The 20054-nt window shown below is 35.7% G+C and carries 25 protein-coding genes and 1 pseudogene; 11 read left to right on the forward strand and 15 right to left on the reverse strand.

What is annotated here, in order from left to right; genetic code table 11:
* Positions 1-12 precede the first annotated feature (12 nt).
* Positions 13-234: pseudogene (locus K5S59_RS21420) on the reverse strand (PH domain-containing protein); the annotation flags it as partial.
* An 87-nt stretch (positions 235-321) separates the two neighbouring features.
* Here K5S59_RS21420 and K5S59_RS21425 point away from each other — a divergent pair.
* A complete protein-coding gene (locus tag K5S59_RS21425; RefSeq protein ID WP_000140097.1) occupies positions 322-993 on the forward strand; it encodes a DUF4386 domain-containing protein in 672 nt (223 codons plus the stop codon).
* Here K5S59_RS21425 and K5S59_RS21430 read toward each other — a convergent pair.
* Together K5S59_RS21430 and K5S59_RS21435 are read right to left on the reverse strand one after the other, a co-directional pair.
* Positions 983-1558, reverse strand: a complete 576-nt coding sequence (locus K5S59_RS21430) for a Crp/Fnr family transcriptional regulator (RefSeq protein WP_033656300.1) — start codon at positions 1556-1558, stop codon at positions 983-985. The genes K5S59_RS21425 and K5S59_RS21430 overlap by 11 nt on opposite strands.
* Before the next feature lie 77 nt (positions 1559-1635).
* On the reverse strand, positions 1636-2547 hold the full coding sequence (locus K5S59_RS21435) for a DMT family transporter (protein ID WP_000808245.1): 912 nt from the start codon (positions 2545-2547) through the stop codon (positions 1636-1638).
* A gap of 204 nt (positions 2548-2751) precedes the next feature.
* On the opposite strand from K5S59_RS21435, the gene K5S59_RS21440 reads away from it, so the two are divergent.
* The 6 genes from K5S59_RS21440 (at position 2752) to exsF (ending at position 7969) form a co-directional block, all read left to right on the forward strand.
* On the forward strand, positions 2752-3483 hold the full coding sequence (locus K5S59_RS21440; RefSeq protein ID WP_001076845.1) for an alpha/beta hydrolase: 732 nt from the start codon (positions 2752-2754) through the stop codon (positions 3481-3483).
* Positions 3484-3576: 93 nt separating this feature from the next.
* Positions 3577-4095 (forward strand): YjcG family protein, encoded by a 519-nt coding sequence (locus K5S59_RS21445; protein WP_000765867.1) that lies wholly within the window; start codon positions 3577-3579, stop codon positions 4093-4095.
* 1 nt (position 4096) lies between these two features.
* Complete coding sequence (locus K5S59_RS21450) at positions 4097-4519, forward strand: GNAT family N-acetyltransferase (RefSeq protein WP_000543311.1); 423 nt, start codon at positions 4097-4099, stop codon at positions 4517-4519.
* A 99-nt stretch (positions 4520-4618) separates the two neighbouring features.
* Positions 4619-6685 (forward strand): ATP-dependent helicase, encoded by a 2067-nt coding sequence (locus K5S59_RS21455; RefSeq protein WP_120449690.1) that lies wholly within the window; start codon positions 4619-4621, stop codon positions 6683-6685.
* Positions 6686-6827: 142 nt separating this feature from the next.
* Entirely contained in the window at positions 6828-7298 is a 471-nt protein-coding gene (gene cotY / locus K5S59_RS21460; RefSeq protein ID WP_001277702.1) for a spore coat protein CotY, read from the forward strand.
* A 167-nt stretch (positions 7299-7465) separates the two neighbouring features.
* Entirely contained in the window at positions 7466-7969 is a 504-nt protein-coding gene (gene exsF, locus K5S59_RS21465) for an exosporium protein ExsF (RefSeq protein WP_000492946.1), read from the forward strand.
* Between the two features lie 76 nt (positions 7970-8045).
* Here the strand turns inward: exsF and K5S59_RS21470 are convergent, their stop codons facing one another.
* Together K5S59_RS21470 and K5S59_RS21475 are read right to left on the reverse strand one after the other, a co-directional pair.
* Positions 8046-8231: a hypothetical protein gene (locus K5S59_RS21470; protein ID WP_033656000.1), complete on the reverse strand. Its 186-nt coding sequence runs from the start codon at positions 8229-8231 to the stop codon at positions 8046-8048.
* Positions 8232-8332: 101 nt separating this feature from the next.
* Positions 8333-8692 carry a DUF1360 domain-containing protein gene (locus K5S59_RS21475; protein WP_000899662.1) on the reverse strand — a complete coding sequence of 120 codons (360 nt, stop codon included), beginning with the start codon at positions 8690-8692 and terminating at the stop codon, positions 8333-8335.
* A 126-nt stretch (positions 8693-8818) separates the two neighbouring features.
* Here K5S59_RS21475 and exsY point away from each other — a divergent pair, with 126 nt between their 5' ends.
* The gene (exsY, locus tag K5S59_RS21480) at positions 8819-9277 is read left to right on the forward strand and encodes an exosporium assembly protein ExsY (RefSeq protein WP_001277729.1); all 459 of its coding nucleotides are present in this window, start codon (positions 8819-8821) and stop codon (positions 9275-9277) included.
* Positions 9278-9338: 61 nt separating this feature from the next.
* Here the strand turns inward: exsY and K5S59_RS21485 are convergent, their stop codons facing one another.
* The 10 genes from K5S59_RS21485 to K5S59_RS21530 all read right to left on the reverse strand — a co-directional run bounded on the left by K5S59_RS21485 (position 9339) and on the right by K5S59_RS21530 (position 17365).
* Positions 9339-9878 carry a CotO family spore coat protein gene (locus tag K5S59_RS21485; RefSeq protein WP_002070871.1) on the reverse strand — a complete coding sequence of 180 codons (540 nt, stop codon included), beginning with the start codon at positions 9876-9878 and terminating at the stop codon, positions 9339-9341.
* 141 nt (positions 9879-10019) lie between these two features.
* Positions 10020-10790 (reverse strand): enoyl-ACP reductase FabI, encoded by a 771-nt coding sequence (gene fabI, locus K5S59_RS21490; protein WP_000421885.1) that lies wholly within the window; start codon positions 10788-10790, stop codon positions 10020-10022.
* A gap of 109 nt (positions 10791-10899) precedes the next feature.
* Positions 10900-11754, reverse strand: coding sequence for a dTDP-4-dehydrorhamnose reductase (rfbD, locus tag K5S59_RS21495; RefSeq protein WP_000664404.1), 855 nt, complete (start codon positions 11752-11754; stop codon positions 10900-10902).
* A gap of 11 nt (positions 11755-11765) precedes the next feature.
* Complete coding sequence (gene rfbB, locus K5S59_RS21500) at positions 11766-12734, reverse strand: dTDP-glucose 4,6-dehydratase (protein WP_001024128.1); 969 nt, start codon at positions 12732-12734, stop codon at positions 11766-11768.
* Between the two features lie 15 nt (positions 12735-12749).
* Positions 12750-13295 (reverse strand): dTDP-4-dehydrorhamnose 3,5-epimerase, encoded by a 546-nt coding sequence (gene rfbC, locus K5S59_RS21505; protein WP_000864169.1) that lies wholly within the window; start codon positions 13293-13295, stop codon positions 12750-12752.
* Between the two features lie 8 nt (positions 13296-13303).
* Entirely contained in the window at positions 13304-14041 is a 738-nt protein-coding gene (locus K5S59_RS21510) for a sugar phosphate nucleotidyltransferase (RefSeq protein WP_000676163.1), read from the reverse strand.
* Positions 14042-14055: 14 nt separating this feature from the next.
* Positions 14056-14736 carry a glycosyltransferase family protein gene (locus K5S59_RS21515; RefSeq protein ID WP_000651513.1) on the reverse strand — a complete coding sequence of 227 codons (681 nt, stop codon included), beginning with the start codon at positions 14734-14736 and terminating at the stop codon, positions 14056-14058.
* A 12-nt stretch (positions 14737-14748) separates the two neighbouring features.
* Complete coding sequence (locus K5S59_RS21520) at positions 14749-15435, reverse strand: glycosyltransferase family protein (RefSeq protein ID WP_001271200.1); 687 nt, start codon at positions 15433-15435, stop codon at positions 14749-14751.
* Positions 15432-16121: a class I SAM-dependent methyltransferase gene (locus K5S59_RS21525; protein WP_001069435.1), complete on the reverse strand. Its 690-nt coding sequence runs from the start codon at positions 16119-16121 to the stop codon at positions 15432-15434. Before K5S59_RS21525 ends, K5S59_RS21520 begins: the two co-directional genes overlap by 4 nt.
* Before the next feature lie 143 nt (positions 16122-16264).
* Positions 16265-17365, reverse strand: a complete 1101-nt coding sequence (locus K5S59_RS21530) for a glycosyltransferase (RefSeq protein WP_000932902.1) — start codon at positions 17363-17365, stop codon at positions 16265-16267.
* 165 nt (positions 17366-17530) lie between these two features.
* Between K5S59_RS21530 and K5S59_RS21535 the strand changes: the two genes are divergently transcribed.
* The 3 genes from K5S59_RS21535 (at position 17531) to K5S59_RS21545 (ending at position 20051) form a co-directional block, all read left to right on the forward strand.
* A complete protein-coding gene (locus K5S59_RS21535) occupies positions 17531-18184 on the forward strand; it encodes a BclA C-terminal domain-containing protein (RefSeq protein WP_212981779.1) in 654 nt (217 codons plus the stop codon).
* A 122-nt stretch (positions 18185-18306) separates the two neighbouring features.
* Complete coding sequence (locus K5S59_RS21540; protein WP_000428860.1) at positions 18307-19152, forward strand: TylF/MycF family methyltransferase; 846 nt, start codon at positions 18307-18309, stop codon at positions 19150-19152.
* Between the two features lie 140 nt (positions 19153-19292).
* Complete coding sequence (locus K5S59_RS21545; RefSeq protein ID WP_001004745.1) at positions 19293-20051, forward strand: class I SAM-dependent methyltransferase; 759 nt, start codon at positions 19293-19295, stop codon at positions 20049-20051.
* Positions 20052-20054: the final 3 nt, after the last annotated feature.

The raw sequence follows: 20054 nt of genomic DNA on the forward strand, positions 1-20054 counted from the left end.
CCATTAAAGCGGGATAAATATGCGCTTTTTAACGAAACCTGATTTAATAGTAATTGTTTCTTCTCCGACGATATATCTTGTCGAAAACCAACTCCAAATAAATAATATGGCTAATGGAATTGTAAAAAATAAAAGAAAATACTCTCTCCCTGCAAATAAGGGGGCAAAACACGCTCCAATGACAACGAAAAAAATCGGATATAACCATATATCTTTTTTTGATGGAAATTCCATTAAATTTCCCCTCTCTTGATTTAAGTCAATGATTCTTCTCCTCTTCCCTTTTACAATAAAAATAACATTAGAATAGGAGGACGTATTATGACTGAACGAAAGTATGCCTTATTTGCTGGCTTTTCTCTTCTTGTTATGGCATTCATTGCATTTTTTTCTTACGGTTTTGTTCATGGAAATCTCGTTATACAAGAAGATGCGAGCGCGACATTCCATAATATCCAAACTTCACATTCACTTTTCGAAGCGGAAATCTTCGGTTGGATTATCATTTTCATTACTGATATTGTCGCTGCGTGGGCTCTTTATTTCTTTCTAAAACCAATTCATACTAGCCTCTCATTACTAGCTGCCTTGCTTCGTCTTATGTATACAGCGATACTTGGAATTGCTATATTTAATCTAATATTAGCATTGCTACTTTCAAAAAGTACGATTGCGAATTCAGAAACATATGTGATGTTGTCTCTCAATGTCTTCGAGTACATTTGGTATATAGGATTAATCATTTTCGGCTTACATCTTTTCGTTTTAGGTTATGTAGCTCTCCTATCTAAACATATACCGAAATGGATTAGTATACTACTATTCTTCGCGTCTATCGGTTATATCATAATTCACGTCATGAATACGATGTTTTCACAATACGATACGATGATCTCAATCTTACAAACACTGTTCCAATTGCCAATGATTGCAGGTGAACTCGGATTTAGTATATGGCTATTGATTAGAGGTGGAAAAAACGCTACTGTTTGAGTCTTTTCTTAATTCTGCTTAATGATTCTGGCGTAATACCTAGATAACTTGCCAATTGATATTGAGGAACACGATTGATTAAATGAGGTCGTTTTTGTAATAATGATTTGTAGCGCTCTTCTGGTGTCGATGCAATAAATAATGAAAGTTCTTCTTGTACCTCACCGAAATTGTATTCAATCATTTGGCGTGTCATTTCCTCTAATTGTGAATATTTCTTATACATGTCCTTTTCACTATGCAGGTCGCCAACTACAACTAGACAGTCTTCTAAACACGTTAACGTATGCGGGGATGATTTATCTTGTTTATGATGATTAAACTTTGCGATTGCTTGTTCTTCTGTATAAAAATTTGATGTAACCTCTTTCCCTGTTTCATCTATACAATATTGCCTAATGCATCCCTTTAATACAAAATAACATTTCGAAGGAACATCTCCTTGCCTTAGGAGCACTGTTCCTTTTTTATATTCTTCAATTTGTAATTCACTGAGGATTATGTGCTGCTCCTCTTCACTTAGTGTTGTAAGGTTCCGCATATACTTCTTTAATACTTCTTCCATTTTCCTCCCCCCTTCTTCCTCTGTATTTCTATAAAACAAAAAGAGAAGCATTACAACTTCTCTTTTCTCCTCTAACATTATATTTCCTGTGTATACGCCGGCTCGTTTACTACATTTTTTGCTGTTCGTTTTTGTTGCTGTAGTAAGAAAACAGATACACCAAACAATACGAGCACGCTACCGATAATTTGCATTACATTTAGTCTTTCACCGAGTAAGAAGAACGCTAGTATAGATGCTCCAACAGGTTCTCCCAAAATACTCATTGAAATTGTTGTTGCATTTACGTAGTTTAATAACCAATTATTAATGACGTGTGACACCGTCGGGACAACCGCAAGTAAAAGAAAAACGGTCCAGTCCCACTTCGTATAACCTGTAAAAGGCACTTGCAACACTATATTATAAATCCCCATAAAAATACCTGCGAATGCAAAAACTGTAAAGCTGTAAATCCAGTGTGATACTTTCTTTACTGTCGTTTGCCCGATAAATAAATAACCGACAACCGCTATTACACTTAAAAAGGATAATATATCTCCATAAATTGCTTGTTCACTTAGCCCTAAATCTCCCCAACCAATACACATTACGCCTAATATCGCAATTCCCATTGTTGCAATAGCTGAGTATGTAGTTCTTTCTTTAAATAAGAAAAAACCTCCAACTAAAGATACGATTGGTTGAAGCGCTAAAATAATCGTCGAACTCGCAACTGTCGTATGCTTTAAAGATTCAAACCATAATAGAAAATGAAGTGCTAAAAAGAAACCAGATCCAATTAAAAATCCCCAATCTTTTATTTGAATCTTACTAAATTCTTCCCGTTTTTTCCAAACAATAGGCAGCATAATAAGTACGATAATCCATAATCGGTACATACTTAATATGGAAGATGGTGCTGAGGACATCTTTACAAAAACTGCTGCGAATGAAATGGCTATAATGGAAATGGCTAATGGTAGTGCGATTGATCTTTCTTGTTTCAAATTCCGTCTCCCCTCTCACCTGTCAAAAATCCCACTTCATTATATCCGTTTTCTTTCATAACTTAAATACTAATTTTTTAGATTCTTCTTACCATTATGGTAAAATAGAAATGAAGGCACCTATTAGTGGATATTTCTTTCTTTTTCACTACAAGCGTCGCTCTTACAATCATCACAGTAAATTTTTTATTTAGGGGGATCTACATGAATCAAACAATCGGGAGAATTGAAGAGATTTCATTTTATAGCGCATCACTTCAGGAAGATGTTACACTTCTCGTTTACTTACCAGTAAATTACACACCACTGCACAAACATACAGTTGTAATTGCACAAGATGGTAGAGATTATTTTCAGCTTGGTAAAGCGCACCGTGTAATTGAGCGCCTTCGTGAAACTGAAGAAATTGACCGTACAATTATTGTCGGTATTCCATATAAAAATGTACACGATCGTAAAGAAAAATATTTCCCAAATGAAGTAAAAAACGCTGCATATATTCGTTTCCTTGCTCATGAACTTGCACCATATATCGATGAAAATTATCCAACGTACCAAATGGGAAAAGGTCGTGTGTTAATTGGTGATTCTCTTGGTGGAACAGTTTCCTTCATGACTGCACTTATGTATCCGCATACATTCGGTAAAGTCGTTATGCAGTCACCATTTGTGGATGAAACAGTGATGAACTTAGCAAAAGACTTCAAAAATCCGGAGGCGCTAGACCTTTATCACGTCATTGGGACAGAAGAAACAGCTGTAAAGCGCACGGATGGACAAGTATCTGATTTCGTACAACCGAACCGTGAGCTCAATACGCTTCTGACAGATAGAAATTTCATCACGCATTACGAGGAGTTTGAAGGTAACCACACGTGGAAATATTGGCAAACTGATTTACCGAAAGCTTTCTCTCATATTCTATCAATGAAATAATAGAGAGCAGTATTCAGAATAATTTGATATAATAGATAGAGAGATTTGTTTTTCTCAAAATCTAACTAGACTTACAAAGGGAGGAATTGGAACATGAAATTAGGCATTGTAATTTTTCCATCTAAAATGATTCAAGATAAAGCGAACGGATTGCGTAAACGTTATGATCCACACTACGCATTAGTTCCGCCACATATTACATTGAAAACACCCTTTGAGACGCAAGATGATCAACTAGAATCGATTGTAAACGAGTTACATACAATCGCAAGTAAAACGAACCCTTTCACCCTTCATGTTGGAAAAGTTGGTTCATTCGCACCTGTTAATAATGTTCTTTATTTTAAAGTAGAAAAAACACCTGAACTCACTTTCTTAAATGAGGAGATGCATAGTGAATTCTTTACGCAAGAACGCGAATACGCTTTCGTACCCCATTTAACAATCGGACAAGGCTTATCAGATGCAGAGCATGCTGATGTATTAGGTCGATTACGTATGAAAGATTTCTATTATGAACAACCAATTGATCGCTTCCATCTTCTATATCAATTAGAAAATGGAACATGGACTGTACACGAAACATTCCACCTTGGAAAGGGGCACAACTAATTTGCACGCACAAATCGTACAAACGGACAAACAACTAAGAGACGCATTCTCTGTACGTAAGCAAGTATTTGTGAATGAACAACAAGTTTCTGCTGAAGAAGAGTATGATGAATTTGAAGAAACTTCAACACACGTTGTTATATATGATAATGATGTTCCAGTTGGTGCTGGTCGTTTTCGCATACTGGATGGAATAGGAAAAATGGAACGTATTTGCGTACTAGCTTCCCATCGTAAAAAAGGGATTGGAAAAATTGTTATGGATGCACTTGAAGCGTATGCGAAGGAAAACTCGCTACCAAAATTAAAGCTGCACGCCCAAACACATGCTGAAGATTTCTATAAGAAACTTGGATATGTAACGAATTCTAATGTATTCATGGAAGCAAATATTCCTCACATCGTTATGATAAAAGAATTGTAATTTGAAAACAGGAGGTATCCCCTCCTGTTTTTTACATTGCTATTTTCTTTTTCTTCCGCTAAAGTTAAATGTTGATGCTATAGTTTTGAAGGTGAATATATGACACAAGAAAAATTTTCACAAAAATCATTAACGCACGCTGATATTCCGCGCGCAACATATCATATTCCGAAAACATCTACCCATTTAATTATGGAAGAAGATGCAGATGCAGCGTATTTCCGCGCTCTCGAGCAACAAAATGTATTTTTAAATGAAAAACAATTAGAAGCCGTGCGAACGACAGAAGGTCCTGTCCTTACATTAGCTGGTGCTGGAAGCGGGAAAACGTCTGTTTTAACAACTCGAGTAGGTTATTTAGTAAATGTAAAACAAGTTCATCCGCGCAATATTTTATTGCTTACATTTACACAAAAAGCAGCTGAAGAAATCCGAAACCGTGTAGCAAATTTACCAGGTATGAATCGTGCAGCAAGTAGCTACGTTGTTGCTGGTACATTCCACTCTGTCTTTTTAAAATTGCTTCGTAGTCAAGGATATAATCAGCAAATTTTAGCAAACGAAAAACATAAGCAAATTATGATAAAGAAAATTTTAAAAGAGTTACGCTTAAAAGACGATTATGATGCTGAAACGATGCTCGCTATGATTTCACTTGAGAAAAACAAATTGAATCGTCCGAAAGATGTAAAAGCAAAAACACCCGTTGAGCAAGAATTTAAAGAAGTATACGAGCGTTTTGAAGAAGTGAAACAACGATATAATTATATTGATTTCGATGACATCTTATTAGAAACATATTATATGTTAGAAAACAACGCTCCTTTGCTTACCCAATTACAACAACGTTTCCACTATATTGAAGTAGATGAGTTCCAAGATACATCGTATGCACAATATGAAATTGTAAAATTGTTAGCCACGCCAAGAAATAATTTATTTATCGCAGGTGATGACGACCAGGCGATATACGGCTGGCGAGGAGCAAGTCACCAAATTATTTTATCTTTTCCAAAAGAATTTGATAACACTACGATTATCGCACTGAATACGAATTATCGATCCAATCCTTTTATCGTCGGACTTGGAAATGAAGTTATCAAACTAAATCAAGAACGTTTTGATAAAGAGCTATATTCTGTACGCGAAGAAGGTGTACAACCTTTTTATGCAAGACCTGCTACGACTCTTGATGAAGCAAATCAAATTTTGCAGCTCATTCAAGAAAAAGTAGATAGCGGCGAACGTAATTTTAAAGATTTTTGTTTACTGTATCGCACACATTCTGTAAGCCGTTCGTTACTTGATCAGCTTACCATTCACAAAATACCGTTTATTAAGCACGGGGCGAGCCAATCATTTTATGAACATTCTTTAATTAAGCCTGTATTAGATCATTTAAGACTGGTAATTGAACCGTTTCGACTAGAATCACTTTCAAATATATTGCCAACGATGTATATTGGCCGTGATGATTGTATTTCATTTATTGAACGTGAACAATGGAAATATGGTGAGGGCCGTTTCCCTTCTCTTCTTCATTTCTTATTATTAAATCCGAGCTTAAAACCTTTTCAAGTGAAAAAGGTAAATGAGCGTATCGATTTTATTAAATTTATAAAAGAATTAGAACCGAAAAAAGCATTAAAAGAAATTATTCATGGTAAAGGAAAGTATTTAGAGTACTTACAAAGTAATGATCGCTCTTCCTTTACGATGCATAAAGATATACAAGAAGAAATGTTAGAAGAATTAATGGAGTCTGCAACTCGTTTCACCGATATTCCAGCATATTTACAATTTATTGATGAAGCAATTCAAGGTCAAAAAGAAATGGAAGCATTAAAAACAATGCCGGAAAAAAATGCTGTTTCGCTTATGTCTATTCATAACGCAAAAGGTCTTGAATTTCCATGCGTCTTTTTACTTGGAGCAAGCGATGGTATTCTCCCTCATACTTCTTCTTTAAAAGATGCCAATGATCGTGTTACAGAGACTTCTGAAGCTTTAGAAGAAGAACGTCGACTACTTTATGTCGCCATTACACGTGCGAAAGAAGAACTTTACATTTCCTCTCCTCAATTTTTTAGAGGAAAAAAATTAGATATCTCTCGTTTTTTATATACTGCGCGAAAAGATTTACATGAAAAGACATCCACTAAATAAGGATGTCTTTTTTTATATTGCATTATGTACATCCCTACTATATAAATTCCATGTTCTTATCATAAGAATTAACGTAATATCAACCATATCCCGTTCATATTGTAATAGTGTATGTCAGAACTCACGATAAGGAGTGAACATAATGAGCTGCAATTGTAACGAAGACCATCATCATCACGATTGTGATTTCAACTGTGTATCAAATGTCGTTCGTTTTATACATGAATTACAAGAATGTGCAACCACAACATGCGGATCTGGTTGCGAAGTTCCATTTTTAGGAGCACATAATAGTGCATCTGTAGCAAATACACGACCTTTTATTTTATACACAAAAGCCGGAACACCATTTGAAGCATTCGCGCCATCTGCAAGCCTTTCTAGCTGCCAATCTCCAATTTTCCGTGTCGAGAGTATAGATGATGATGATTGTGCTGTATTGCGTGTATTAACGGTAGTATTAGGTGATACTTCTCCTGTACCACCTGGTGACGATCCAATCTGTACGTTTTTAGCTGTACCAAATGCAAGATTAATATCGACCAACACTTGCCTTACTGTTGATTTAAGTTGCTTCTGCGCTATTCAATGCTTACGTGATGTTACGATTTAAAACTAAATAATGAGTTAAGCATGGATTGGGTGGCAGAAAATTCTGCCACCCAATCCATGCTTAAAAGGTATTATTATGTATTTTTCTTAAAATTGGGAACTTGTCTAGAACATAGAACCTGTCCTTTTCATTAACTGAAAGTAGAAACAGATAAAGGAGTGAAAAACATGTTCTCTTCTGATTGCGAATTTACTAAAATCGATTGCGAAGCGAAACCAGCTAGTACACTACCTGCCTTCGGTTTTGCTTTCAACGCTTCCGGCCCTCAGTTCGCTTCATTATTCACACCATTACTATTACCTAGCGTAAGTCCAAACCCAAATATTACTGTTCCTGTAATAAACAATACAGTAAGTGTCGGAGATGGCATTCGAATTCAAGTAGCTGGTATTTATCAAATCAGTTATACATTAACAATTAGTCTTGATAACGTTCCTACCGCACCAGAAGCTGGTCGTTTCTTCTTATCATTAGGTACGCCGGCTAACATTATTCCTGGATCAGGTACAGCGGTTCGATCTAACGTTATTGGTACTGGTGAAGTAGATGTATCCAGTGGTGTTATTCTTATTAACTTAAACCCTGGTGACTTAATTCAAATTGTACCAGTTGAACTGCTTGGAACTGTGGACATCCGTGCTGCAGCATTAACAGTTGCACAAATTAGCTAGTAAAAAGCGGTATTTCTCCTTTGAAATACCGCTTTTTATATGTATAATAAAAAACACTCACAGTAACATGAGTGTTTCATTCTTCATATTGTTTTATTGTGTTCTTCTTTTTCCCGCAATTACATCCCTTTTTCTTCACAAATCCTTGTTGTTGTAATTGTTCTTGATATGCCTGTTGTTGTGCTTGGTGTTGTTGCTGCATGTAATACCATTGCTGCAGGTCATATGAATTTTGCCTTGGATTATTGCTCACAGCAAACATCTCCTCTACTGTCAATTCTGTCTATTTACTATATGAACAACTCTTTATTTCCGTTCCCTCATTCTTTTAAACTCCGCTTTTTCTAGTATTATGAAAATATATTATTCTCCCATAAAATATCCTGTAATCGTTTCAATGATTGCTGCTGCTCCTGCAATAGCTAATAATGCAAGTAACGGCTCTGCAACGATAGGGATCCAATTATATAAAACTAATAAAAAAGCACTAACCCATACACCTGTACACCAATAACAACTTAATAATTCGCCAATCCACTTTCTTAACCCTTTCCCTTTTACTTTTGTAAAAGTTGATACACTTCCATCTGGCTCTGTAATCTCTAATTCATCAATAAACGGTCTTCGCAAAAAAGCTGTAATTTTATCATACACAATTAAACGGGTGAGCCTAAAAGCAGCTAACGCGAAAATAAAGAATAAAAGCCAACTTGTAAACAGCATGATTCCACCTTCCCTTATCTTCTTTCGCCTATTTAAAAAAAAAAGGTCTTAAGATTGTGACCAAATCTCCTCGACTCCAATATCTTATTAATGTAAATACAAACAAGAAGATAAGGAGTGACATTAATGAGTTGTAACGAAAATAAACACCATGGCTCTTCTCATTGTGTAGTTGACGTTGTAAAATTCATCAATGAATTACAAGATTGTTCTACAACAACGTGTGGATCTGGTTGTGAAATCCCATTTTTAGGCGCACACAATAGTGCTTCAGTAGCAAATACACGCCCTTTTATTTTATACACAAAAACTGGAGAACCTTTTGAAGCATTTGCACCAACTGCAAGCCTTTCTAGCTGCCGATCTCCAATTTTCCGTGTGGAAAGTGTAGATGACGATAGCTGTGCTGTACTACGTGTATTAACTGTAGTATTAGGTGATACCTCTCCTGTACCACCTGGTGATGATCCAATTTGTACGTTTTTAGCTGTACCAAATGCAAGATTAGTATCGACTAACACTTGTCTTACTGTTGATTTAAGCTGTTTCTGTGCGATTCAATGCTTACGCGACGTTTCTATCTAATAAGTGAAGTAAACTAAAAAAACTATTAGGGTGGTAGAAGATTTCTACCACCTTTACATATTTAAAAGCCGGCCATATCAATCGATTTGATGTCTTCTATAGATAACCTAATATCTCTCATACTATTTGGTGGCATAATAGCTACAATTCCATTACGATACGAGATGATCGATCCAATATAAGAAACGGTAGCCGTTTTTATTCTGCACCTTACTTTCGGAATATAATGAGGGCGGTTTAATAAAAAATGAATTTTCTCTTCATTATTCATATCCTTAAATGATTTATTATACGGGACTGTTCTCACTGGCTCTTGCTGTTCTTGCTGCTCTTGTACTTGTTCCTCTTCTTCTATTTCTTCTATTTGCTGCTCTTGTTGTTCTTGCTGTTCTATTACCTCTTCCACAGCACTACTTACAGCATTTTCATTTTCATTTCTATTACTTTCTTCTCTGCGATCCTCATTTTCAAAGTTTGTTAAGATAATCCTTTTTATTTTCGGTGCAGCAAGTTCCAAACTTACTTGCGCAATATATAACAACGGTTTTCCAACTGTTGAACTTTTATTTTTATTCTTCACACTCGTCCCTCCCACTTCCATACGTAACTGAATAAATCGTGTACTATTATAGTTATATTCATAACGTGGTAAGAACTTTCGTTAAAAATCGTTCTTTCTAAGAACAAATAAAAAGGACAATCTCAACATATAGAGATTGTCCTTTAAAAATGAATATTATATTTATCCTAGGATATGATATCCTGAATCAACGTGAATGTTTTCTCCTGTTACGCCGCGTGCTAAATCACTGAATAAGAATACTGCTGTATCCCCAACTTCTTCTGGAGTTGTTGTACGACGGAGTGGTGCGCGCTCCTCAATTTCTCTTAAGATTGAGTTAAAGTCGCCTACACCTTTTGCAGATAACGTACGAATTGGTCCTGCAGAAATAGCGTTAACGCGAATGCCGTGTTGGCCTAAATCGTTAGCTAAATATTTCACGCTCGCTTCTAATGAAGCTTTCGCAACACCCATAACGTTATAGTTTTTCACAACGCGCTCGCCGCCAAGGTATGTTAACGTTAAAATATTTCCGCCCTCTGTCATTACTTTCTTCGCTTCTCTTGCTACAGCTGTTAAAGAGAATGCACTAATATTTTGTGCAAGTAAAAATCCATCGCGAGAAGTATCTACAAATTCACCTTTTAAATCATCACGATTTGCAAAAGCAATACAGTGTGCAACACCGTGAATTGTACCAACCTCTTGCTTGATTGTTTCAAAGCAAGCTGTAAGTTCTTCATCATTTGTTACATCACAAGGTAATACAAGTGATTCTTGTCCTTCTAATGTGTCCGCTAATTCACGAACGTTTCTCTCTAAACGTTCTCCTGCATATGTGAAGATTAATTTTGCACCTGCATTATGCAAAGAGCGAGCGATTCCCCATGCAATACTTCTTTGGTTCGCAACGCCCATAACAACAAATGTTTTCCCTTGTAATAGTTCCATGATATATCCTCCCAGAAATACTTATACTTGTTATTAGTACCTGATACTATAATTATAATACCATAAAACCTCTTAAAGGCAAACAAAAAAGTCATTAACTTAAATTTTGTTAATGACTTTTTGTTTCTATAAAAAACCGCTCTAATCCTTCTTCCCAAGAAGGCATTTGTGAAAAACCATTTAATCGTAGCATGTTATGTTGAAAAACAGAATATTTCGGTCTCGCTGCCGCTGCTCCAAATTCTTCAGTTGAAACTGGTAATACATTCACTTTCATATTTGCATTCGAAAATATTTTCTTTGCAAATTCAAACCAAGAACACGAGCCTCTATTTGATACATGATACGTACCGTATAAAGAAGTATGAATGAGCTTATTAATCATCACATTTAAATCTGTCACATAAGTAGGAGAACCGATTTGATCCGCTACAACAGATACTTCTTCTCTTTCTTTACCTAATCTCATCATCGTTTTCACAAAATTATTCCCATACTTACCATATAGCCACGATGTACGAACGATAAAGTATTTATTATGTAGCTCTTTGACGAACTGCTCTCCCGCATACTTAGAAGCTCCGTATATATTTATCGGCGCTGGATTATGAAATTCACCGTACCCCTCCGGTCTGTCGCCCTGAAATACATAATCAGTACTAATATAAACTAATTTCGCCCCTACTAATTGTGAAGCAACCGCTACATTTCGAGCTCCTATTGCATTTATTACATAAGCGAGATCTTGTTCTTTCTCAGCATGATCAACCTTCGTATACGCTGCACAATGAATAATTATGTGTGGCCTTATTTCTTGTACCACTTGCTGCATTCGGGATATATTTGTTATATCTAGTAACTTTTTATCAAATGGATATATGTCATATTCTTCAGGATTTAACTCTTCTTGTAGTTGCTTTCCCAATTGACCATTTGCTCCTGTTATGATAATCCGTTCTTTCATTTATATGCCCCTTACTGTTTTAATGGTTTCCACCATTCCTTATTCTTCTCATACCATTGCACTGTTTCTTGTAATCCTTGCTCAAACGTATACTTCGGTTCCCAATCAAATTCATTCTTCATTTTCTCTGCATCAATCGCATAACGACGATCGTGTCCTAAACGGTCTGTCACATATTCAATATCTTTTTTCGTTTTTCCTAAGAGAGAGATGATTTGTTCCACAACATCTATATTTGTTTTTTCATTATTTCCACCTATATTATATACTTCTCCTATACGCCCCTCATGCAGAACGACGTCAATCGCACTACAATGATCCGTTACATGTAACCAATCTCTTACATTTAATCCATCACCATATAACGGTAATTTTTTTCCTTCCAGCGCATTCGTAATCATTAACGGAATTAATTTTTCAGGATATTGATACGGCCCATAGTTATTGGAGCAACGCGTTACTATAACTGGTAATTGATATGTTTTATAATAAGATAAAGCTATCATGTCGGCGCCCGCTTTGCTTGAAGAATATGGACTATTTGGAGCTAACGGGGTTTCCTCGGTAAATCTACCTATCTTACCTAACGAGCCGTACACCTCATCTGTTGATACTTGCACGAGTTTAATATGTGGATATTTTTTTACTAATTCTAATAAGGTGACTGTCCCAATTACATTTGTATCATAAAAAGGAATCGGATTCTCAATACTACGGTCCACATGTGATTCAGCCGCGAAATTTACAATTACTTGCACGTCACGTTCCTTAACAACATATTCCAGCAGCTCTCCATTTTGAATTTCCCCTTTTACAAAATAGTAATTCGGATGATCTTGAATAGACTTTACATTATTTAAGTTTCCACTATATGTTAATGCATCAAAATTAATAATTTTATATGTTTCATAGCTTTGTAACATGTAATGAATAAAATTACTTCCAATAAATCCGGCCCCACCTGTTACTAATATATTCATAAACAACTCTCCTACTCAAAAGCTATCTTCATATTCCTGAAGTAACGGTAATATTCGATCTTTATCAGACAAAATAGGACTTGTTACCGGCCATGGAATTGCTAATTCTTTATCGTCCCAAATTACCCCTGAGTCATGATCGGCACTATAATACTCATCTACTTTATACATAACAATCGTATGCGCGACAAGTGTACAAAAACCATGTGCAAATCCTTTTGGCACTAATAATTGCCGATGATTATCCGCACTTAAAATATATCCTCTCCACTGTTTAAACGTTGGTGAATCTTTTCGTAAATCAACGATAACATCATAGATTGCCCCTTGCATAACTTGAATAAGTTTCGTTTGTGCTTTCGGATTTTTTTGAAAGTGTAATCCGCGAATCGTTCCCGCTTCCGCTGAATACGAAACATTATCCTGTACAAATGAATACGTAACCCCTAATGTTTCTAGCACCTTCTTATTATAACTTTCAGTAAAAAAGCCACGCTCATCTCCAAATAGCCTTGGTTCCAACAATTTTGCGTCGGTAAAATTTGTTTCTATAACTTTCATATTCTCACCTATTCTCCGTTAAACTGTTTACCAAAGTTTATATCCCGCGCTAATGTATTCGCCCTTTGAAGGGAAACATGAGTTCCCGCATCAGTCCACCAACCACTCATTTCATTATAAGTAAGTACCCCTCGCTTTAAATACCAATTATTGATATCTGTAATTTCAAGTTCTCCCCTTGCGGAAGGTTTTAATTCTTTTATATAAGAAAAGACTTTCGGATCATACAAATAAATTCCTGTAACTGCATAGGAACTTTTCGGCTCTTTCGGCTTTTCTTCAATTTCAATTATTTTTCGGTTTTGAATATGCGCCACGCCAAATCTCTCCGGATCATCTACAGATTGCAGCAGTACTTTCGCACCTTCTTTTTGATTTGCAAACTCTTCAACGTACGGACGAATGTCATCTGAAAAAATATTATCTCCTAATATAACTACCATACGATCTTTCCCGACAAAATCCTCACAAAGCCCTAATGCTTGTGCAATTCCCCCTGCCTTATCTTGCACACGATACGTAAAGGACACGCCAAACTCTTGACCGCTTCCTAAGAAACTAACAACATCCCCCATATGCTCTTTCCCTGTAATAATCATAATATCTGTAATATCGCATTGTTTCAGCTTATATACCGCATGGTAAATCATTGGATATCGTCCAACAGGAAGCAAATGTTTATTCGTTACTTTCGTTATTGGATATAACCTCGATCCAGTTCCACCTGCTAAAATAATTCCTTTCACCCTGCATCTCTCCCTTATGATGGAGATAGTATATCTTTGTAATGTTCTACAAACACTTTTCGATCCTTCTCATATGTATCCGCATCAAACTCATCCCCGTTGTAGTGAATACACCATAAATTTGCTTGATTAGGGATACCAATTAAATAACCTGCCTTTTGAAACTCTAAAGACTGCGACACATCATAAAAGTGGAATCCTTGAAATAAGTCTTCTCGCCACGGGATATCATACTGTGTGGCCATTAATAATCCATCAATTGCTTGAACTGACATAAATGATTGATTCCCATAAAACAGCTGATCTAAATTTAGCAATTGATAATTTTGTCTTCTGTACTCAATCACTTTCCCTACTAAATTTTTCCCTTCCCACCATATACCGTTACTCGGTAAAAACTGAGCACCAGCTACGCCAATTAAACCAAGTTTTTCGTTATCTTTAAAAAGAGAAATGAGTGTATAAAACATCTCTCGATTAATAAGATAAGTATCTTGATGTATATAAACCTTATACTTCGCGGGATATGAAAGCGCTCGGTTATATGCACTTGCCATACTTTTCGCATCTCGTATCGGAAAAATTTGTACGACATAACCAGGGGGAACAAAAAGGTTTCTTATTTGTCTCTCGCATTGTTCAAATAGCTCTTCATTATTTATACAAACAACGACTAATATTGTATGATCCTTCATCTTGTAGCCCCTCTATTCGTCTTGATTTACATCTGACATATAGTGCTCCACAAATATCTTTCTATACTTTTCATAGTTGGTCATATTCACATCAATATGATAATGAATGCACCACGCATCACGCTGTACAGGAACCCCAACTGTATAGCCAGCTTTTCTAAATTCAAATGATTGAGATACATCATAAAAGTCAAATCCATCAAACAAGTCTTCTCGCCACGGAATATCGTATTGCGTTGCCATTAATAAACCGTCAATACATTCAACTGGCATAAATGTTTTTGACTCATGGTACGGCTTTTCTTGACTTGCCATATAAAATAAATCATTCATATAACCAATTACTTTCCCAACAACTCCTCTTCCTACATTCCATGTTCCATTTGGAGGAACATATTGGGCTCCAATCATTCCAATCATTCCAAGATGTTCATGTTCGTTAAATAATTGAAGTAATCCATATAAAAATGCCACATTCATAATGAAAACATCTTGATGTATATATATTTTATATTTCGCTGGATGCGAAATCGCTTGATTATATCCGCTCGTCATACTTTTCGCATTCCGAATTGGCATAAATTGTACAATATATCCTGGAGGCACTGCCAATCTCAATATATGCCGCACGCACTGTGCATACATTTTCCGATCATTTATACACGTAACAAATAATATTGTTTTTTCAGCAGCACTCATAACTGTGATTTTTCTGCTTCAATAATATACTGAAATACGACCGTCTCAGCCATGAAGCCACTTCCAAGACGATATTTTTTACAAATTCCATATAACTCCTCAATTAATGGTTCATACATTTTATGATCAATATATACACGATCTACTTTACTAATCGAATATCCTGCTTTTAAAAACATTCGGAGCATTTCATTAAATGTAAAGAAACGAATATGCGTTTTATCTAATAAGCCATATTCTGTATACGTCCAATTTCCAGCAAGTAAGGGAGCTAATACTGAAATGTGAGCAACGTTTGGTATACTTGCTAAAATCACACCATTTTCTTTTATATACGGCTTTACTTTTTCTATTACAGCCCACGGATCAAATAAATGCTCTAATACATCCCCAAATATGACGCAATCAAATTGCTCCTTCTCATATGGCATATCCATTGTTTCTATATCGCCTAAAACAATATGATCTAGTTTGTCTTTTGCTTTTTCTGCTGCCTCTGGGAATGCCTCGATTCCTGATACACGTGTTCCATTTTCTTTAATAGCCGCTCCCAATGCACCACTCGAGCAACCAATATCAAGAACTTCTTTCCATTCCTTTTTTATATGCTTTAATAAATTCGGATTCACTGCATTATAATAATGCACAGACTTTTCTTCATATAAAGAATTTTTTTGGGGATTCATTTCACACACTCCTTATGTAAATTGAATTTGAAATATAAACTTCATATGAAGTCTATAAATGTAACCATTACACCGATACTTTACTATATAGCCAATCTATTAGAGTTAGAATCGTGATAAGCCATTTCTAAAAAAAAAACAACCTATAACGATTTATATTGTTTATCAAAAACACCCCGAAAATATTTGCGGTTATATTCAATTGCAGCATTATTCGGAACATAAGCAGCTGCTAATTCGTTGTAATAATAAGCTTTATCTTGCTCTCCTAACTTGCTATAACAAATACACATTTGTAAATAGGGAAGCCATGTGTAGCTCGCTGGACTATGAAACGGACTCTCCGTCACCATTGGTACTTCCGTTGCAAGTTTAAACCAAAATATCGCTTCGTTATATTTTTGTTGTTCCATATATATATATCCTATTCTTGTACAATTCTCTCCTCTAGGAACATCATATCGAAACGACTTCACGCAAGATTCAACTGCCTTTTCCCATAATCCAAGCTTTGCATAGCAATCTCCTAACTTACCACATGCATAAATTTTCTCTTCATACCATCCTTCGTCTTGATTAAGGAATGTTTCATATAGAATAACTGCATCATCATATTTTTGGTTATCCATAGATTCATTCGCGTAATAAAATAAATCTCTCGGACTCAATTCTTCTCCAGCTGCTACAGCATCTTGAAAAATTTTCAAATTACGATTTGTTACCTTTTTTTCTTTTTTATGTGTAATAGCAACATTACTACTAAAAGTCTCACCAGAAATAGCTAAATACTCATGAACCTTTCCAAACCATTGAAATTGTTTTTCACGCTTTACAAGTCGATTTCTTTTTGTACAATATAAAGGTTTCCCGTTAGAATCCATTGCAAGATGATAAGGCATCGAAACAGCATCAATTTTAGGATCTAATTCTCTTTTTAAGAGTTTCAATGCTTCTTGAGCATCTTCTAATAACACATCATCTGCATCTAGCCACAATATATACTCTTGCGTTGCTTTTGAAAAAGAAAAATTTCTTGCTGCCGCAAAATCATTAATCCATGGAAAGTCATATATGTTAGAGGTATATTGAGCTACAATTTCTTTCGTTCGATCAATGGAACCTGTATCAACTATAATAATTTCATCAACAATTTTTTCGACTGCATCTAAACATCGACCTATTGTATCTTCCTCATCTCGAACAATCATACATAAACTAATTGTAATTCCTTGCTTGTTCAACATAATCACCCTCTTCCAAATCAATCATATGTTATACATACAATAAACTTTCCACTTTTTTAACTTGCACAAGCAGTTTAAGATTTCTTTTCAATAATTCAAATGTCCGTGTCATTTTCTTCCGGTTTTGCATCTACTATATAATGAACGCTTTATGGAGGTGAATTTATGTCAAATAATAATTATTCAGATGGATTGAATCCCGATGAATCTTTATCAGCTAGTGCATTTGACCCTAATCTTGTAGGACCAACATTACCACCAATACCACCGTTTACCCTTCCTACCGGACCGACTGGGCCGACTGGCGACACTGGTGCTACTGGACCGACCGGCGCTACTGGAGGCACTGGTGCTACTGGACCTACCGGGCCTACTGGGCCGACTGGACCGACTGGACCGACTGGACCTTCTGGATTAGGACTTCCAGCAGGATTGTATGCATTTAACTCCGCTGGGATTTCTTTAGATCTTGGAATTAATGATCCACTACCATTTAATACTGTTGGATCTCAGTTTGGTACAGCAATTTCTCAATTAGATGCCGATACTTTCGTAATTAGTGAAACTGGATTCTATAAAATTACTGTTATCGTATATACTGCAGCAGTAAGTCTATTAGGAGGCCTTACAATCCAAGTAAACGGGGTACCTGTACCTGGTACTGGAACGACTTTAATCTCAGTTGGAGCACCTATCGTTGTTCAAGCAATTACGCAAATTACGACAACTCCATCATTAGTTGAAGTAATTGTTACAGGACTTGGACTATCATTAGCTCTTGGTACGAGTGCATCTATTATTATTGAAAAAATCGCTTAATTTTTTACTTAGCAGTAAAACTGATATCAGTTTTACTGCTTTTTCATTGGTAAATTCAATCATTAAATCCTTCTTTTCTACATAGTCATAATGTTGTATGACATTCTTCAGGAGGCAATTATATGGAAAATAAATCGGCTGTCCAGCTTTATCTTGAGTTATTAAAGAAAACAATTTTATTTGAAATATGGTTAGAATACGAACCATACTTACCTGCTTCGTTACATATATCTAAAGAACTATCATATGAACCAGTTACTGTTCCACTTCCTTTATTTCTTAAGCAGTATGTAGAAAATCACAATTTAAAAATCGTTAATCCTAACGTTTCAAACAATGAGCGTCAAGGTGGCAAGGATTGGCCAAGAGCTGCACACAGTATGGTTGGTCGAAAACGTATGAATCAATTACAAGAGGCTATGGAAACTGTAGTCAGGGAAAATATAGAAGGCGATTTTATTGAAACTGGTGTATGGCGCGGAGGATCATGCATTTTTATGAATGGGTTTTTACAAGCAAACAACATTAAGGATCGTACTGTATGGGTTGCCGATTCGTTTGAAGGTCTGCCCGCACCTAACTTAGAACAATATCCGAAAGATTACGGTGATTATTTGCACACATTCGATTACTTACGAGTTTCTTTAGAAACAGTACAAGAAAACTTTAGAAAATACGATTTATTAAATGATCAGGTGAAATTTTTAAAGGGTTGGTTTAAAGATACATTACCTTCAGCACCGGTAGAAAAAATTGCAATTGCTCGCCTTGATGGTGATATGTACGAATCAACGATGGACAGTCTTGTAAACTTATACGATAAAGTTTCAACAGGTGGCTATATTATTATTGATGATTACGGATTGGTAACATGTGCAGAGGCTGTAACTGATTTCAGAAAGGAAAGAAACTTACAAGCTCCTATTACGAAAATTGATGATTTCGGTATTTATTGGCGAAAAGAATAGAATATAACTTTATTTTTTGAGGGGTCCTATTACACTACTTATTCATAAAAACTAATTGTGTAAAGTTCCCCTCACTATAAATGATTAACTTATATATACAATAGAAATCCCCTACTTTACTACAAGGACGGAGTGAATGTATGAACGAAAACGAGAAAAAAATCACATTAATTCCACCACCAGAACTCGTTCAATATGTAGGTGGTAACTTTGAAGAAGTTGGAAAAGAGTTTATGCAGTATTTTATTGAAATTGGCAACTTAAAATCAAATGAAACAGTGTTAGATGTAGGCTGCGGTATCGGCCGAATGGCGGTTCCATTAATGGATTATTTAAGCGGTGATGGTACTTATTATGGATTTGACTTATTCAATGCGGGAATTACATGGTGCAAAAATAACATTTCTACACGCCGTAACAATTTTCATTTTGAACATGTCGATATATATAATCAATTCTATAACCCCGAAGGAAAAGAAGATGCTTCCCAATATAAGTTTCCATATGAAGATGAATCGTTCGATTTTATTTTTTTAACGTCTGTATTTACCCATCTCCTTCCGAAAGAATTAGAACATTACGTATGTGAAATTTCACGAGTCCTGAAAAAAGATGGGAGATGTTTTATTACTTTCTTTTTAATTAATCCTGACTCTTCCTATTACTTAAATGCAGGATTAAGTACGTTAGGTTTTTATCATCAAATTGACAATTGTTATGTTCTAAATAAAGACATCCCGAATTTCGCAGTCGCCTATCCTGAGGAAGATGTTCGTACCCTATTAAATAAGTATGGACTAGAAGTACAGACTCCCCCCCACTATGGTTCATGGTGTAGCAGAACGGAACACACAAGTTATCAAGATATTATTCTTACACAAAAAATTTCTGAAAGGTAGTTG

The organism is Bacillus sp. BML-BC051 (assembly GCF_019656175.1).
GTDB classification, from domain to species: domain Bacteria; phylum Bacillota; class Bacilli; order Bacillales; family Bacillaceae_G; genus Bacillus_A; species Bacillus_A mobilis.

Bases quoted from the DNA above. Each gene is read 5' to 3' on its own strand.
- rfbC (WP_000864169.1), bottom strand. From the start codon at position 13,295: ATGAAAGTTATAGAAACAAATTTTACCGACGCAAAATTGTTGGAACCA.
- rfbD (WP_000664404.1), bottom strand. From the start codon at position 11,754: ATGAAAGAACGGATTATCATAACAGGAGCAAATGGTCAATTGGGAAAG.
- K5S59_RS21515 (WP_000651513.1), bottom strand. From the start codon at position 14,736: ATGAAGGATCATACAATATTAGTCGTTGTTTGTATAAATAATGAAGAG.
- K5S59_RS21535 (WP_212981779.1), top strand. From the start codon at position 17,531: ATGTCAAATAATAATTATTCAGATGGATTGAATCCCGATGAATCTTTA.
- K5S59_RS21520 (WP_001271200.1), bottom strand. From the start codon at position 15,435: ATGAGTGCTGCTGAAAAAACAATATTATTTGTTACGTGTATAAATGAT.
- fabI (WP_000421885.1), bottom strand. From the start codon at position 10,790: ATGGAACTATTACAAGGGAAAACATTTGTTGTTATGGGCGTTGCGAAC.
- K5S59_RS21470 (WP_033656000.1), bottom strand. From the start codon at position 8,231: ATGTTTGCTGTGAGCAATAATCCAAGGCAAAATTCATATGACCTGCAG.
- K5S59_RS21545 (WP_001004745.1), top strand. From the start codon at position 19,293: ATGAACGAAAACGAGAAAAAAATCACATTAATTCCACCACCAGAACTC.
- rfbB (WP_001024128.1), bottom strand. From the start codon at position 12,734: ATGAATATATTAGTAACAGGTGGGGCCGGATTTATTGGAAGTAATTTT.
- K5S59_RS21525 (WP_001069435.1), bottom strand. From the start codon at position 16,121: ATGAATCCCCAAAAAAATTCTTTATATGAAGAAAAGTCTGTGCATTAT.
- K5S59_RS21540 (WP_000428860.1), top strand. From the start codon at position 18,307: ATGGAAAATAAATCGGCTGTCCAGCTTTATCTTGAGTTATTAAAGAAA.
- K5S59_RS21530 (WP_000932902.1), bottom strand. From the start codon at position 17,365: ATGTTGAACAAGCAAGGAATTACAATTAGTTTATGTATGATTGTTCGA.
- K5S59_RS21455 (WP_120449690.1), top strand. From the start codon at position 4,619: ATGACACAAGAAAAATTTTCACAAAAATCATTAACGCACGCTGATATT.
- K5S59_RS21445 (WP_000765867.1), top strand. From the start codon at position 3,577: ATGAAATTAGGCATTGTAATTTTTCCATCTAAAATGATTCAAGATAAA.
- exsF (WP_000492946.1), top strand. From the start codon at position 7,466: ATGTTCTCTTCTGATTGCGAATTTACTAAAATCGATTGCGAAGCGAAA.
- K5S59_RS21485 (WP_002070871.1), bottom strand. From the start codon at position 9,878: ATGGAAGTGGGAGGGACGAGTGTGAAGAATAAAAATAAAAGTTCAACA.
- K5S59_RS21475 (WP_000899662.1), bottom strand. From the start codon at position 8,692: ATGCTGTTTACAAGTTGGCTTTTATTCTTTATTTTCGCGTTAGCTGCT.
- K5S59_RS21430 (WP_033656300.1), bottom strand. From the start codon at position 1,558: ATGGAAGAAGTATTAAAGAAGTATATGCGGAACCTTACAACACTAAGT.
- K5S59_RS21440 (WP_001076845.1), top strand. From the start codon at position 2,752: ATGAATCAAACAATCGGGAGAATTGAAGAGATTTCATTTTATAGCGCA.
- cotY (WP_001277702.1), top strand. From the start codon at position 6,828: ATGAGCTGCAATTGTAACGAAGACCATCATCATCACGATTGTGATTTC.
- exsY (WP_001277729.1), top strand. From the start codon at position 8,819: ATGAGTTGTAACGAAAATAAACACCATGGCTCTTCTCATTGTGTAGTT.
- K5S59_RS21425 (WP_000140097.1), top strand. From the start codon at position 322: ATGACTGAACGAAAGTATGCCTTATTTGCTGGCTTTTCTCTTCTTGTT.